The 14,656-nt window shown below is 73.1% G+C and carries 12 protein-coding genes and 1 pseudogene; 5 read left to right on the top strand and 8 right to left on the bottom strand.

Features of this window, described 5'->3' with window-relative positions; translation table 11 throughout:
* Positions 1–147: 147 nt before the first annotated feature.
* Together ACGFRF_RS00725 and ACGFRF_RS00720 are read right to left on the bottom strand one after the other, a co-directional pair.
* Positions 148–1,329 (bottom strand): PP2C family protein-serine/threonine phosphatase, encoded by a 1,182-nt coding sequence (locus ACGFRF_RS00725; protein WP_393735769.1) that lies wholly within the window; start codon positions 1,327–1,329, stop codon positions 148–150.
* Positions 1,330–1,427: 98 nt separating this feature from the next.
* Positions 1,428–2,186: an IclR family transcriptional regulator gene (locus tag ACGFRF_RS00720; protein WP_393735767.1), complete on the bottom strand. Its 759-nt coding sequence runs from the start codon at positions 2,184–2,186 to the stop codon at positions 1,428–1,430.
* Between the two features lie 200 nt (positions 2,187–2,386).
* Here ACGFRF_RS00720 and ACGFRF_RS00715 point away from each other — a divergent pair.
* From ACGFRF_RS00715 to ACGFRF_RS00705, 3 genes and pseudogenes are all read left to right on the top strand, one after another.
* Positions 2,387–2,768, top strand: a pseudogene (locus tag ACGFRF_RS00715) (hypothetical protein).
* A complete protein-coding gene (locus ACGFRF_RS00710; RefSeq protein WP_393735765.1) occupies positions 2,765–3,232 on the top strand; it encodes a peroxiredoxin in 468 nt (155 codons plus the stop codon). The pseudogene ACGFRF_RS00715 and the gene ACGFRF_RS00710 overlap by 4 nt, the downstream one beginning before the upstream one ends.
* A 113-nt stretch (positions 3,233–3,345) precedes the next feature.
* A complete protein-coding gene (locus tag ACGFRF_RS00705) occupies positions 3,346–5,685 on the top strand; it encodes a SpoIIE family protein phosphatase (protein WP_393735763.1) in 2,340 nt (779 codons plus the stop codon).
* A gap of 304 nt (positions 5,686–5,989) precedes the next feature.
* Here ACGFRF_RS00705 and ACGFRF_RS00700 read toward each other — a convergent pair whose 3' ends face one another.
* Together ACGFRF_RS00700 and ACGFRF_RS00695 are read right to left on the bottom strand one after the other, a co-directional pair.
* Positions 5,990–6,601 (bottom strand): DNA polymerase ligase N-terminal domain-containing protein, encoded by a 612-nt coding sequence (locus ACGFRF_RS00700; RefSeq protein WP_393735761.1) that lies wholly within the window; start codon positions 6,599–6,601, stop codon positions 5,990–5,992.
* Between the two features lie 57 nt (positions 6,602–6,658).
* On the bottom strand, positions 6,659–7,522 hold the full coding sequence (locus tag ACGFRF_RS00695; protein ID WP_393735759.1) for an oxidoreductase: 864 nt from the start codon (positions 7,520–7,522) through the stop codon (positions 6,659–6,661).
* A 150-nt stretch (positions 7,523–7,672) separates the two neighbouring features.
* Here ACGFRF_RS00695 and ACGFRF_RS00690 point away from each other — a divergent pair, with 150 nt between their 5' ends.
* Together ACGFRF_RS00690 and ACGFRF_RS00685 are read left to right on the top strand one after the other, a co-directional pair.
* On the top strand, positions 7,673–8,533 hold the full coding sequence (locus ACGFRF_RS00690; RefSeq protein WP_393735757.1) for a helix-turn-helix domain-containing protein: 861 nt from the start codon (positions 7,673–7,675) through the stop codon (positions 8,531–8,533).
* A 406-nt stretch (positions 8,534–8,939) separates the two neighbouring features.
* Entirely contained in the window at positions 8,940–10,022 is a 1,083-nt protein-coding gene (locus ACGFRF_RS00685; RefSeq protein WP_393735755.1) for a LacI family DNA-binding transcriptional regulator, read from the top strand.
* Here ACGFRF_RS00685 and ACGFRF_RS00680 read toward each other — a convergent pair.
* From ACGFRF_RS00680 to ACGFRF_RS00665, 4 genes are read right to left on the bottom strand one after another with little or no spacing between them, the layout of a single operon-like run.
* Positions 9,985–11,385, bottom strand: a complete 1,401-nt coding sequence (locus tag ACGFRF_RS00680; protein ID WP_393735753.1) for a glycoside hydrolase family 32 protein — start codon at positions 11,383–11,385, stop codon at positions 9,985–9,987. The two genes, ACGFRF_RS00685 and ACGFRF_RS00680, sit on opposite strands and share 38 nt — an antisense overlap.
* Positions 11,382–12,236, bottom strand: coding sequence for a carbohydrate ABC transporter permease (locus tag ACGFRF_RS00675; protein ID WP_393735751.1), 855 nt, complete (start codon positions 12,234–12,236; stop codon positions 11,382–11,384). The genes ACGFRF_RS00680 and ACGFRF_RS00675 overlap by 4 nt, the downstream gene beginning before the upstream one ends.
* A 14-nt stretch (positions 12,237–12,250) precedes the next feature.
* On the bottom strand, positions 12,251–13,201 hold the full coding sequence (locus tag ACGFRF_RS00670) for a carbohydrate ABC transporter permease (protein WP_393735749.1): 951 nt from the start codon (positions 13,199–13,201) through the stop codon (positions 12,251–12,253).
* On the bottom strand, positions 13,198–14,607 hold the full coding sequence (locus tag ACGFRF_RS00665) for an extracellular solute-binding protein (RefSeq protein WP_393735747.1): 1,410 nt from the start codon (positions 14,605–14,607) through the stop codon (positions 13,198–13,200). Before ACGFRF_RS00665 ends, ACGFRF_RS00670 begins: the two co-directional genes overlap by 4 nt.
* Between the last annotated feature and the right edge of the window lie 49 nt (positions 14,608–14,656).

Raw genomic sequence — 14,656 nt, 5'->3', positions numbered from 1 at the left:
CCTGCAGTGCGGCCTTGGATCGGGAGGGCGCGCGGAATGCGTCCCGGTCCTGCAGTGCGGCCTTGGATCGGGAGGGCGCGCGGAATGCGTCCCGGTCCTGCAGTGCGGCCTTGGGCCGGGAGGGCGCGCGGAGTGGTGCGTTCCGGTCTAGCGCGCGGCCTCCGACCCGGACAGCGCGCAGAGCGGTGCGTCCGCGGTGTTCTTCCGGAGCAGGAGCAGGGCGGCGTCGTCGTGCAGCCGGCCGCCCACATGGGCGAGCAGTTCGTCGTGGAGCGCGGTGAGCGTGCGGGCCGGCTCGTCGGACACATGGCGGGCCACTCCGTCGGCCAGCGGATAGAACGCGCGCGTGTGATCGCGCGCCTCGGTGACCCCGTCGGTGTAGAGCAGCAACTGGTCCCCCACCGCGAAGGGCAGCCGCTGGAGGCGCGGGACCTGCCCCGAGAGGGCGCGCAGCCCGAGGGGTGGAGCGGGATGGGTGGGCTCCACCGCACCGACGTCTCCGGACGCGGATACCAGCAGCGGCGGCGCGTGCCCGCAGTTGACGACCTCCAGGTGTCCCGACCGGGCGTGTCCGGCGACCACTGCGGTGACGAAGTCGTCGGGGCCGAGGTTACGCGCCAGACTCCGCTCGATACGGCCGACGACGGCGAGCAGGTCGGGCTCGTCGTAGGCGGCCTCGCGGAACACCCCGAGCACGAGTGCGGCCGTCCCCACGGCGGGCAGCCCCTTGCCGCGCACGTCGCCCACGATCAGCCTGACTCCGTGCGGGGTGGGCACGAGGGCGTAGAGGTCCCCGCCGATCCGGGCCTCCGCCGCCGCGGCGCTGTAGCGGACGGCCACCTGGAACGGGCCGACGGTCTCCGGGACGGGCTGGAGCAGGGCGTGCTGTGCCGCCTCGGCGACCGAGCGGACCGCCGCGAGGACCCGTTCACGGCGGCCACGCAGCGCGCCGGCCAGGCAGCTCGCCGCGGTGACGGCCAGCAGGGCCGACAGGACGGCCGCCAGCTCGCGTACGGGAACGCCGTGGGCGGTGCCGAGGGCCGCGCCCAGCGCCGCGGCGAGGAGACCGACGCAGAGCACACCGCACGGCCGGTTGGTGGCGGCCGCCAGCGCGGGCCCGGCCGCCAGCAGCGGCAGCCAGATCATCCCCGCCCCTCCGGCGACGTCGGCGAGCGCCACGGCGACGACGAGCAGAACCGGCAGCACGGGCGTGCCCGCGGCCGGCCGCCCGGCGGCGCGCCGGTGGACCGATCGCCGGGCACGGGCCACACGGTCCCTGAGGAGCCGCGTCGGCGCATGGTCGCCACCATGGTGTCGGTCCTCGCTCATGTCTCGTCCGCACTCCTTGCCTGTAGGGGGTGCACGCCCGGAATAGCCGTTTCATCCAGCAAACCGGCCCGGCGTGGGCGACCACAAGGAGCGGATTTTCAGATAGTGAGCAACAGGCTCCTGGTCACACGGCTCGCGATCGGGAGCAGTCGTGCCCCGATCTCCTGGAGCTGGTCCCGCCGCTCCACCGGCACGGAGACGCCGAGCGAGCCGAGCGTGTCCCCGCGGTAGACGGGCACGGCGACGCACACCGTGCCCAGCGCGTACTCCTCCAGATCCGTGACGGCCGGTGCCAACGGGGGCGACTCGATCCGGCGGAGCAGCTCCGGAAGACTGGTGATCGTCCGGGGCGTGAGATCGGCGAGGTCGTGCCTGGACAGATAGTCCCGGCGGGCTTCCTCGTCCAGCTCCCGCAGCACGGACTTGCCCAGTGCCGTGGCGTGTCCGGCGTCCTCGAACCCCACCCAGAGATCCACCCGAGGCGTACGGGGGCCGTCGACGATCTCGGCCACCCTGATCTCGCCCTCCTCGTAGAACGTGAGGTACGTGGCGCTGGACAGCTCGTCCCGCAGGGCGGCCAGCGCCGGGCGCACGCGGCTGAGCTGGGTCTGCGTGCGGCCCACCGTGTGCAGGGACTCCAGTTTGTCGCCGAGGACGAAACCGCCGTCGTCCAGTTTCCGCACGTATCCGTCATGGACCAGGGTGCGCAGCAGGTGATAGGCGGTGGCCAGGGGCAGCCCCGTCTCGCGTGCCAGCTGTTTCGCCGGCGCGCCGTTCTCGTGCGCACTCACCGCTTCCAGCAGACGGAAGGCCCGCTGCACGGACGTGATGAGCGTGGGGCCGTCCTGAGTGCCCATAGGACCAGGGTGCGCCGGGCCCCCGGCACGGGCAAGGCCGCAATCACCGCGCCGGGGGCGAGGGCCGTGCGGCACTCCGGCCGGGGAGCGGGCATGTGCGGGCCCGTACCCGGCGGGGCGGCCCGAGGATCTGCGGCAGACCGCCACCTCGGTGCCTACCGTCCAGTAATATCCGGCGGCAGGTCACCAGAGGAGGAACCGTGCCCCGGTCCGAACGCTCACCCCTGCTGCTCGCCGGCCTCCTGGCCGGCGCCGGGGTCGCCCACTTCGCCGCCCCTCGGCAGTTCGACGCCACCGTCCCCCGCGGGCTGCCGGGCTCGCCCCGGGCGTGGACGTACGGCAGCGGGGTGGCAGAACTCGCTCTGGCGGCCGGGATCGCCGCGCCCCGCACCCGCGCCGTGGCGGCGCGAGCGGCGGCCGCGTTCTTCGTCGGGGTGTTCCCGGCCAACGTGCAGATGGCCGTGGACTGGCGGCACCGCCCCGCGCCGCAGCGGACGGCCGCCTTGGCGCGGCTGCCGCTGCAGGTGCCGTTGGTGCTGTGGGGCCCGCGGGGTCGCCCGGAACGGGGAGGGACGGCCGTGACGGAACGCATCGAGGTCGGGGACAAGGTCGAGGACTTCGCCCTGCCCGACGAGACGGGCACCAGCCGCCGGCTCACCGAGCTGCTGGCCGAGGGACCGGTGGTGCTCTTCTTCTATCCGGCCGCCCTCACCGTCGGCTGCACCGCCGAGGCCTGCCACTTCCGCGACCTCGCCGCCGAATTAGCCGCGGTGGGCGCCCACCCCGTGGGGATCAGCGGGGACAGCGTGGACAAGCAGCAGGAGTTCGCCGGGCGCCACACCCTCGGCATGCCGCTGCTCTCGGACGCCGACGGCGCGGTCCGCGAGCGGTTCGGCGTCAAGCGGGGCTTCTCCCTCGCCCCCACCAAGCGGGTCACCTTCGTCATCGGCGAGGACCGCACGGTGCTGGAGATCGTCCGCAGCGAACTGCGCATGAACACCCACGCCGACCGGGCCCTCGCCGCCCTGCGGGCCCACCGGGGCTGATGGGGGGCGGCCAGCTCGAAGCGAGCCGGTTCCGCGCTAGATGCGAGTCGGCGCGTCCATGCGAGCCGGTTCCGCGCTTGATGCGCCGGGACAATCGGATCATCCTTGGTCATATGGAGCATGTCCCCGCTGTGGCGGTCATCGACGCCCAGGGCAGGGTGACCGGATGGAGCGAGGGCGCGCGACTCCTCACAGGTCACCCGGCCGGGGACATCGTGGGCCGGCCGGCGACCGAACTGCTCGCCGAGGACGTCCCCGGCCGGACCCTCGGCGCGCGGTCCGGCACGGTCCGCCTGCGCCACCGCGACGGCCACCGCGTCGAGTTGGCCCTCACCGCCTGTCCGGTGCTCGGCCCGGACGGTGCGGACACCGGATACGTGGTCACCGCCCAACCGCCCGCCCCCGACGGCAGAGCCCTGGCCGCCCAGGCCTTCCAGCAGGCGTCCATGTCCATGTCGGTCTTCGACCTCCAGCAGCGCTACCTGCGCGTCAACGACGTCACGTGCCAGGTCATGGGCGTTTCCGAGGAGGCGCTGCTCGGCCGGTTCTACCCGGACACCGTCGGGGACTCCGAGCACAGCCGCGGCTTCCTCGACCATCTGCGCGAGGTCACCGAGACCGGCAGGCCGGTGCGGTACGAGAGCTTCACCGGCGCCCCCGCCCTCAACCGCGAGCACGCCTGGAGCATCGAGATGTGGCCGGTGCGCGACGGCACGGGCGAACCCACGGCCGTCGCGCTCGCCGCCTTCGACAGCAGCGAGCAGTACTGGGCCCGGCGTCGCCTCGCCCTGCTGAACGAGGCCGCGACCGGCATCGGCACCACCCTGGACGTGGTACGCACCGCCGAGGAACTGATCGAACTCCTGGTCCCGCGGTACGCCGACTTCGCCAGCGTCGACCTGCTCGACTGGGTGCTGGGCGCCGACGAACTGTCCGTCGGCCCCGACGACGCGATCGAACTGCGCCGCGTGGCCCACGGCTCACCCACCGTCGGCACCCCCGAAGCGGCCGTGCACCTGGGACAGACGGACACCTACCCCCCGGACTCGCCGCCCGCCCGGGCGCTGCGCGAGGGCCACGCGGTGATCAGCCAGGCGGGCGAGCCCGCGTTCATGCGGCTGGTCGCCGATCGCGACACCCGCTCGCCCGAGAGCCGCCGGTACCGCCGGGGCATCCACTCGATCATCGCCGTACCCCTGCGCGCCCGCGGCACCCGGCTGGGCGTCGTCGTCTGCGTGCGCGTGACCCACTCCGACGACTACGGCCCCGACGACGCCGTCTTCGCCGAGGAACTCGCCAGCCGCGCCGCCGTCTGCATCGACAACGCCCGCCGCTTCGCCCGCGAACGCTCCACCGCCCTCGCCCTGCAGCACAGCCTGCTCCCGCGCGGCCTGCCCGGGCAGGCCGCGGTCGACGTAGCCCACCGCTATCTGCCGAGCGGATCGCTCGCCGGCGTCGGCGGCGACTGGTTCGACGTCATCCCGCTCTCCGGCGGCCGGGTCGGCCTGGTCGTCGGCGACGTGGTCGGCCACGGCATCCAGTCCTCGGCCACCATGGGCCGGCTGCGGACCGCCGTACGCACTCTCGCCGACGTCGACCTGCCCCCGGACGAGCTGCTCACCCACCTCGACGACCTGGTCACGCATCTGTCCGGCGACGACAGCGGCGAGGAGGTCGCCGAACTCGGCGCCACCTGTCTCTACGCCGTCTACGACCCCGTCTCCCGCCGCCTCGCACTGGCCGCCGCCGGACACCCGGCCCCGGCCGTCCTCCGGCCCGGCGGCAGTGCCGAGTTCGTCCCCATGACCGCCGGGCCACCCCTCGGTGTCGGCGGCTCCCCCTTCGAGGCCACGGAACTCCGACTGCCCGAGGGCTCGGTCGTCGCCCTGTACACCGACGGCCTGCTGGAGGGCCGCGAACGGGACTTCGACGGCGCGTGTGAGGAGCTGCGGCGGTCCCTGGGCGCGCCCGCCGGCTCCCTCGACGCCCTGTGCGACAACGTCCTGAAGGCCGTCCTGCCCGACCAGCCCGGCGACGACGTCGCCCTGCTGCTCGCCCGCACCCGCGCCCTCGGCGCCGACCAGGTCGCCACCTGGGACGTCCCGCCCGACCCCGCCCAGGTCGCCGTCGTCCGGCAGGCGGCCGGCGAGCAGCTGACCGCCTGGGGCCTGGAGGACGCCGCCTTCGTCACCGAACTCGTCGTCAGCGAACTCGTCACCAACGCCATCCGCTACGGCGCACCGCCCATCCAGCTCCGCCTGATCCGCGACCGGGCGCTCATCTGCGAGGTGTCCGACGGCAGTTCCACCTCACCGCACCTGCGGCGGGCGCACGCCTACGACGAGGGCGGCCGCGGACTGCTGCTGGTCGCCCAGCTCACCCAGCGCTGGGGCAGCCGGCAGACGGGCAGCGGCAAGACCATCTGGGCGGAACAGCCGCTGCCCGACCCCTGATCACCGCCACGGGCAGCCCGGGTTCGGCGTGTCCGCGCAGACCGGCGAGCCGTGCGGCAGCCCGTACGGCACATCGAGGACGAGCCGCGTGTCGCCCGGATTCCGGCCGATGTCGGCCGTACCCGGTCGCCCTCCCGCCACCGCCGGCAGCCGACCCCGTCCGGCTTCCGCTCCAACAGCCGGCCCTCGCCGAACCCCGCCGGTCGCCGAGCATGGCCGGCATCGGCGACGCGGCCGACTCGGCACCCGGCGGGGCCGGCCGCGGTCGGGGGGCAGGGCGTCCGGCGGGCAGGGCGTCCGCCGGTCACCCCTCGTCGTCGGCCGCCGCGACCTGGGCGAGGGTGCGTCCGGTACGCACCGAGCGGGCCCGCCGCGGATCCGGGGAGCCGTGCCCGTCCGACCGGGCCGCGCCCTTGCGCACCAGCAGCCAGGCCTCCTCACCGTCCTCGCCGCCGCGGAACCGGGTCAGGGCGTACTCGCCGTGCAGCTTGGCGCCGTGCAGCCGGAAGGTGGCGTGCCCGCGCTGAAGTGACTCCGCGAAGTCCACCGGACACCCCCGCCGGTCGTGGCTCAGCGGCTCGTACGTCCCGCGGTCCCACACGATCACGGTGCCGCCGCCGTACTCGCCCTTCGGGATCACGCCCTCGAAGTCCTCGTAGTCCAGCGGATGGTCCTCCGTCGGCACGGCCAGCCGCTTGTCCCCGGGGTCGGTGGACGGGCCCTTGGGGATCGACCAGGACTTCAGGACGTCGTCGACCTGGAGCCGGAAGTCGAAGTGCATCCGGCGCGCGTCGTGGATCTGCACCACGAACCGTGGCTCGTCACCCCCGGCCCGGGCGGCCCGGCCCGACGGCTCGCGGGTCCGCTCGAAGTCACGCTTGCCGCGGTACGTCCGCAGCCGGTCCTCCGCTGCCACCTGCGGCTCCTTCCGTACGTCCGCATCAGGGGCCCCGAGTACCCCGCACCGCACCGCTCAGCCCGCGATGCCGTCCAGCTCGGCCACCGCCTCGTCCGGCAGCACCAGGCTCGCGGCGGCGATGTTCTCCCGCAGGTGCTCCGGCGACGAGGTGCCCGGGATGAGCGCGATGTTCGGCGAACGGCGCAGCAGCCAGGCCAGCGCGACCTGCTGCGGCGAGGCCTCCAGCCGGACGGCGACCTTCGCCAGCGTCTCGGACTGCAAGGGGGTGAAGCCGCCGAGCGGGAAGTACGGCACGAAGGCGATGTTCTCCGCCGCCGTGCGCTTCAGAAGAGCGTCGTCCTGCCGGTTGGCGAGGTTGTACAGGTTCTGCACGGTCACCACGGGCGCGATCGCCCGGGCCTCGTCGAGCTGTGCGGCGGACGCGGCGCTGAGCCCCAGGTGCCGGATCAGACCCCGCTCGCGCAGCTCGGCCAGGACGCCGAACTGCTCGGCGATGGAGTCCTCGTTCGGGGTGTCCATGTCGCCGAGCCGCAGATTGACCACGTCCAGGGTCTCCACGCCGAGGTTGCGCAGGTTGTCGTAGACCTGTGCCTTCAGGTCCTCGGGGTGCCGCGACATGATCCAGGCGCCGTCGGCTGCCCGGCGGGCGCCGACCTTGGTGACGATGTGCAGGCCGTCCGGATAGGGGTGCAGGGCCTCCTTGATGATCTCGTTGACGACCACGGGCCCGTAGAAGTCGGCCGTGTCGATGTGGGTGAGACCCGCCTCCACCACCGCGCGCAGCACCGCGACCGCCCGGTCCCGGTCCCTGGGCGGGCCGAAGACGTGCGTCCCGGCCAGTTGCATGGCGCCGTAGCCCATGCGGGTCAGGGTCAGACCGTCGGCCGGGGTGACCGTGCCGGCGAGCTGTGCAGTCATGTCGTACCTCTCGTCGTGTCCGGACCACCGATTTCCTGTGGTGGCCCCGGTCTCCACCCTGCGCCCACGGCGTCCGACGTGGCAGAGCCCCCACGATCCTGGGAGTGACAGGGCCAGTCACCGCCACCCGCACGGCCGTACGGTGGTGCCATGGACGCAACCAACGCGCTCGGTGAGTTCCTGCGCGCCCGCCGGGCACTGGTGCGACCCGAGGACGTGGGGCTGCCCGGCGGCGGACTGCGCCGGGTGCCCGGGCTGCGCCGCGAGGAGGTCGCGCTGCTGGCCGGCATCAGCTCCGACTACTACCTGCGGCTGGAGCAGGGCCGCGACCGCAACCCGTCCGTGCAGGTCCTCGAGGCCATCGCCCGGGTGCTGCGACTGGACGCCGACGCCACCGCCCATCTCGTCGGCCTCGCCCAGGAACGGCCCGCGTCCGGCGCGCGGGCCGGGCGCCGTCCCGCGCGGGTCCCGGCGAGCCTTCTCCAGCTCATCGACGGCTGGCCGCGCAACCCCGCCTACGTCCAGAACCGCTACACGGACTGCCTGGCCGCCAACGCCCTCGCCACCGCCCTCACCCCGACGTACACGCCCGGCGTCAACCTGCTGCGGGCCGTCTTCCTCGACCCCGCCGAGCGCGAGCTGCGCCGGGACTGGGAGGACCTCACCGCGGAGGGCGTGGCCGCGCTCCGGTCCGAGGCCGGTGCGGACGCGGACGACCCGCGGCTGCGCGACCTGGTCGGCGAGCTGTCCCTGAGCAGCGAACGTTTCCGCACCCTGTGGGCCCGGCACGAGGTACGGCCCCGGCGCGGCAGGGTGAGCCATCTGACCCATCCGCAGGTCGGGGACCTCGACCTGCACTCCACCAAGCTGTCCGTGGAGGGCACCGGCGGACTCACCCTGGTCGTCTTCCACGCCGAGCCCGGCAGCCGCAGCGCCGAACTGCTGGACATCCTCGGCAGCCTCAGCGCGCCGGAGGGCGTCACCCAGGAGCGCGTCGAGGAGGAGCGGTAGCTCAGCTCTCCCGACCGGGCTCCGCCGCGGGCGGCGGAGCCCGGTCGTGGAACAACGCGGCAGAGCGCTGCCGCGCCGGCCGACAGGTCCGCGACGCCCGTCAGAGCGGGGCCGGGACCCAGATGCGGGAGCGGCGCGCCGGTGACGCCGCCGACGACGACACCGAGGACGGTGGCCGGGCGTCGCGCCGGTGACAGCAGCGATCCGCGATCGACCGCTCGGCAGGGGCCCGGCCGGTGCCCGCGACGGCCCGTAGGAATCCGGCGCGCGCCGTCCCATCCTTGGGCGGCCCGCCGCGGCCCGCGTCCGGGAGTGATCCCCCCGGTCCGGTCCCGGCCTTCCCTCAGCCGTGTCGTCCTCCCGGCGTCCCGGATAGGGTGAACAGCGATCAACGGGACGGGTGGGGATGAGGACGGCGGACGGCATGGGCGGCGGTGCGGACAGGACCGGGGTGGGCGGCGGACGGCCCACCTCACGGGACGTCGCCCGGCTCGCCGGCGTCTCGCACACCGCCGTGTCCTTCGTCTTCAACGGCCGCGCCGAGGGCAACCTCTCGCCCGCCACCCAGGAGCGCATCCGGCAGGCCGCCGCCCAGCTCGGCTACCGGCCCGACCCGGTCGCCCGCGGCCTGCGCCGCCGCCGTACGGCCGTGATCGGACTGGTCACCGACGAGATCGCCTCGTCGCCGTTCGCCGGGCGGTTGCTGCGCGGCGCGATGGAGACCGCCTGGGACAGCGACCACCTCGTGATCACCGTGGACTCCGGCGGCGACCCGGCCAAGGAGGACGCGGCGGTCGCCGAACTGCTCGACCGGCGGGTGGACGGCATCATCTACGCGGCGATGTCCCTGCGCCGGGTCCGCGTCCCCGAGGGCCTGCACCGCATCCACTCCGTACTGGCCAACTGCCTGCCCGAGGACGACTCGCTGCCCGCCGTCATCCCGGCCGAGCGGGCCGGCGGGCGTACGGCCGCGCGGCTGCTGCTGGAGGCCGGGCACCGCAGGATCGCCCTGGTCGGCGGGCAGGGTGACATCGCCTCCACGGAACGGCTGCGCGGCTTCCGGGACGCCCTGCGCGCCGAGGGCGTCACGGTGCCCAAGGAGTGGATCGTGCGCACCGGCGGCGAGATCACCGGCGGCTACGAGGGCGCCGCCCGACTGCTCGAGGGCACCGGCCCGGAGCGCCGCCCCACCGGGATCTTCTGCTACAACGACCGGGTCGCGGCAGGCGTCCTGCACACCGCGACCCGCCTCGGCATCGCCGTACCCGACGCGCTGTCGGTGGTCGGCTACGACGACCAGGAGCACATGGCCGCCTTCCTCACCCCGGCCCTCACCACGGTCGCGCTGCCGCACCGGGCGATGGGCGAGGCGGCGGCCCGGCTGCTGCTCGACGCCATCGACACCGGACGCACCCCGCCCGCCACGGTACGGCGGCTCGCCTGCCCCGTGGTCAGCCGTGCCTCGGTGGGACCTGTTCCCACGCGCTGACCTCGGCGTCCCCTTCGACCACCAGCTCGGCCAGATCGTCCGGACGGCGGTAGACCCGCTCGGTGACCATCGCCCGGTCCTCGACGAAGAGTTCGAGGAGCGAGCCGTCGACGAGGACGCGCACGCCGAGACGCGGGCCGGGCGGCACGCTCACCGTGATCGGGGCCGATCCCCCGGCGCCCGCACGGGGCCAGCCGCTGCGGTCCAGGACGACCGAGCCCGTGTCCGGGTCCAGGCGGAGCGTGAGCGCCCGGTCCGCCGTCCGCAGCAGGGTGACGGCCGTAGGTCCGTGCGCGGTGACCGTGAGGTCGTACGACACCGGAAGCGGCACCCGGCCCGGAGCCGTCGCGAACGGCTCGGGCGCGCGGAGGAGTTCCAGCTCCGGGGCCGGCAGGACCCGCAGGCTGCCGTCGGGGTGGACATCGACGACCCGGGGTGCGGTGAGCGTGCCCGCCCAACCTGCCTCCAGGACCGCCGACGTGTCCCGTGCCTCCCACGACCAGCCCCACATGAGGGCCCGGCCGGGCTCCTGGAGGACGGCCGGCGCGTAAAAGTCACGGCCGTGGTCGAGCCGGCCGCCGGTGTGTGCGGTGAAGAGCAACCTCCCGTCCTCCTGCCCCGTGAGACGGCCCGTCAGGTAGCCGGTGGTGCAGGGCTTTCCGTCCCACAGGGACACCACCAGCACATGGTCGCCGCCGTGCGTCTCGTACAGCTGCGGGCACTCCCAGCCGACGGCCTTGTCGCCGAACGTGTCCGCGGCCACCGGGTCGCCGCCGTCCAGCAGGACGCCGGCGAACCGCCAGTTCGTCAGCTCGTCGCAGTCGTACAGCAGGACCGACGGGGTGCCGTCGGCGTGGCCGGCGCCGACGAGGGCCCAGCGCCGGCCGGCGTACCGGAAGACGAAGGGGTCGCGGAACATCGTCACGTCGAGTCCGGCGGGTGGTGCCGTGACCACGGGGGTGGCCTGCCGGCGCCACTCGATGAGCCGGTCGTCGTCGGGGTCCGCCGCGCGGGCCAGGCAGATGGTGCCCACGCCGGTGTGGGTGTGGTCGACGCCGGTGTACACGGCCGTGGGGACGCCGTCGTCGTCCACCACGCATCCGGACCAGCAGCCCGCCTCGTCGGGACCGCCGGGTGTCGGAGCGAGGGCGATCGGATGGTGCTCCCAGTGGACCAGGTCGAGGCTGGAGGCGTGACCCCAGTGGACGTCCGCGTGCACCGGAGCGGCCGGGTTGTGCTGGTAGAACAGGTGGTGGCGGCCGTGCCGGCGGAAGGGGCCGTTGGGGTCGTTGATCCAGTTGGCGGGCGGGCGGACCCGGAAGCGGGGGGCGGACGGGTCCGGGGCGGGAGCGGCGGGGCTCAACGGTTGACTCCTGCGGAGGTGATGCCCTCGCGAAGGGGGCGCTGGCCGACGACGAACACGGCGACGGCGGGAATCATCGACAGCACGACACCGGCGAGAACGACGGAGATGGAGCCGGTCCCGAGGTTGCCCTGCAGGGAGACCAGGCCCAGCGGAAGGGTGTAGTTCTGGCCGGAGGTCTCCAGGATCAGCGGACGGAAGAACTCGTTCCAGTGGTAGTTGAAGGCGAGGACGCCGACGATCGCCAGCCCCGGCCGGGCCAGCGGCGCGTACACGGACCGGAAGATCCGCCACGGCCCGGCGCCGTCCAGCATGGCCGCCTCGCCCAGGTCCTTCGGCATGCCCATGAAGTACTGGCGCATCAGGAAGGTGCCGAAGGCGGTCGGGAACGCCGGAACGATCAGACCGAGCAGGGTGTCGGTCAGGCCCATCGACTTGAGCACCAGGAACACCGGAACGATCGTGACCTGCAACGGGACCATCATGGTCGCCAGGACCAGACCGAACAGCGGCTTCTTGAAACGGAAGTCGAGCCGCGCGAACGCGTAACCGGCGAGCCCGGCGGTGATCATCTGGCCGACCGCGATCAGAGCGGTCACCAGCGTGGAGTTGAGCGCGAGCAGCCATACGTCGATCTGATCGAAGACACCGTGGTAGGCGGCGGTGCTCGGGCGGGCCGGAATGATCTGCGGCGGCAGGTCGAAGGAGTCCGCCGGGGTGCGCAACGAGGTCGAGACGGTCCAGACGACCGGTCCGAGGGTCAGCAGGGCGCACACGGTCAGCCCGGCGATGCGCGCCCACGGCCCGAGCGCGCGCCGGGCGCGGCCGATGGTCAGGGTTGCTTGGCTCAAGGGACTCACCCGGCTCACTGGTAGTGGACGAAACGCCGGCTGAGCCGGAACTGGGCGGCGGTCACCGCCATGATCAGCACGAACAGCAGGACACCCACCGCGGACGCCTCGCCGAAGCGGAGCTGCTCGAAGGCCTTCTCGTAGATGACCATCACCACCGTGCGGGTGGAGTCGCCGGGCCCGCCGTCGGTGAGCACGTACGGCTGCTCGAAGACCTGCAACGCGTTGATGATGCCGACCACCGACGCCACCAGCAGGGTGGGGGAGAGAAGCGGCAGGGTGACGGCCAGGTGCTTGCGCAGACCGGTCGCGCCGTCGAGGGCGGCGGCCTCGTGGATCTCCTTCGGGATGTTGTTCAGCCCGCCCACGAACAGCAGGAACGAGAAGCCGAACTGCTGCCACACGTAGACGGCGACCACCGTGGCCATCGCCCCGTGCTCCGAGGTCAGCCAGGGCACCGGAGCGATCCCGATCAGACCGATCAGCCAGTTGACCACTCCGAAGTCCTGATTGAACAGGTACTTCATCACGACCGAGATGGACGCGGCGGACAGCACGAGCGGGAAGAAGAACGCCGACCGGAAGACCGATCGCAGCCATGTCGGCATGCGGCCGTTCACTGTCAGAGCGAGTGCCAGCGCGATCAGCAGTTGCGCGGCGACCGCGAGGACCATGAAGAGGAGCGTGTTGCCGAAGGACACCAACACGGTCGAATCGGTGAACACCTCGCGGTAATTGGCCGTACCGGCGAAACCGGGCGCATCGATCACGTTCCAGTGGAAGAGGCTCAACACGACCGAGCCGATGATCGGTACGACCGTGAAGACCACGATCCCGACCACGGTCGGCGCCAGGAACAGTGCGGCCAGCAGGCGTGTCCCCCGCTCCCGTGCCGAGGGCCGCGCGGCTGTCACGGGCGGGGTCGCCGCCCGGGGCCGGACGGCGGTGATCCGGGTGTCCGTCATACGTCACGCTCCATGGCCTTCTCCAGATCGCCCTGCATCCGGCGCAGCGCGGGCCGGACCGAGCGCGGGCTCGCCAGGGCCGTCCCGGTGTGCTTGAGCAGCACCTGTGTCACCTCGGCGACCTGCGGCGGGGCCGGGATGGGCCCGGTGTCGGGGAACTTGTCGAGGGTGTCGTAGAAGACCCGCCAGTGCGCCGGTCCGGACTCCCGGTAGCGGGCGGCCGTCAGCATGGAACGGCGGGCGGGCGTCGTCTGGTTGGTGGTGAACAGCTCGGTCAGCGTGTCCAGGCGGGCCGAGTACTTGATGAACTCCCAGGCCGCGTCCTGCTGCTTCGACGTGCGCAGCAGCGCGTAACCGGCCGCGCCGAACTGGTGCCGCTGGGTGTGCCGGCGTGGGAAGTACTGCACGTCGAAGCCGTCGTCCCGCATCCCGGCCAGATGCAGACCGCCGGCCCAGAAACCGCCGGCGGGTGTGACGCCGACCCGGCCGGTGGAGAACACCCCGATGAGGTTCTGGCCGTTGCCGCCCTCCGGGCGGGTGCACAGCCCCTCCTGGATCAGGGCGGCGAGGTAGTCGTACGCCTCGGCCACCCGGTCGTCCGTGGCCTGCGGGGTCGTCCAGCGGAAGCCGCCGCCGCGCCCCTGCCGCTGCGCGGCCGGATAGAAGGCGTCCCACAGCCAGGAGCCGCCCGGTGCCTTGGACTCGGCGAGCAGATTGGTGCCGTTCGTGAACAGCCATGGCACCACCCCGCCCCACAGCCGGTTGGTCCAGAAGTACGGGGTGAAATGGGCGCCGCCGGTCTTCTTCATCCGGCGCAGCAGCGCGGTGAAGTCGTCCCGCGTCCAGTCGGCCGCCGGGAAGCCGGCGTCCGCCCGCTCCAGCACCCGTCTGTTGAGGTACATGTCGGCCGCGTTGAACTCCACCGGCAGCTGGTACAGGCTGCCCTCGTACATCATCGACTCCACCAGCGAGGGGTGGACGTCGGCGAAGTACTCCGTCAGCTCCGCCGCGTCCCGTTTCACCCAGCGGTCCAGCGGGACGCCCAGGTCCCGGGCGAACAGCTGAACGCCCTCGGTGGCCACATAGACCAGGTCGGGCGCGGTGCCCGCCGCGATCTGCGTGAGGATCTTCGCGAAGAAGTCCGACCAGTCCACGGCCTGCACCGCGTTGACGCGGACCTTGATGTCGGGGTGCAGCGTGCGGAAGCCCTCGACCAGGGCGCGGACGCCGGCCGGGGAGAACGCGGAGCCCAGGGTGGCCACGACCAGGGAGCCGTCGTCGCGGCCCGGAATGTCGGTCCCCGTGAGCCGGTCCCAGCTCGCGGCGGTACCGGCGAGCGCCGCGGCTCCCGCGCCGTAGGCGCCGTACCGCAGCAGGGCGCGGCGGGAGAGGTGCGAGTCGGTCATCACGTGCCTAACTCGTGTTAGTAGAGGTCTGATGCCCCAGATGATGAAA

It is taken from the genome of Streptomyces sp. NPDC048521, assembly GCF_043199855.1.
GTDB lineage: Bacteria > Actinomycetota > Actinomycetes > Streptomycetales > Streptomycetaceae > Streptomyces.
The sequence above is the reverse complement of the archived record's forward strand: the minus strand, read 5'-3'. Positions and strand labels throughout refer to the sequence as shown.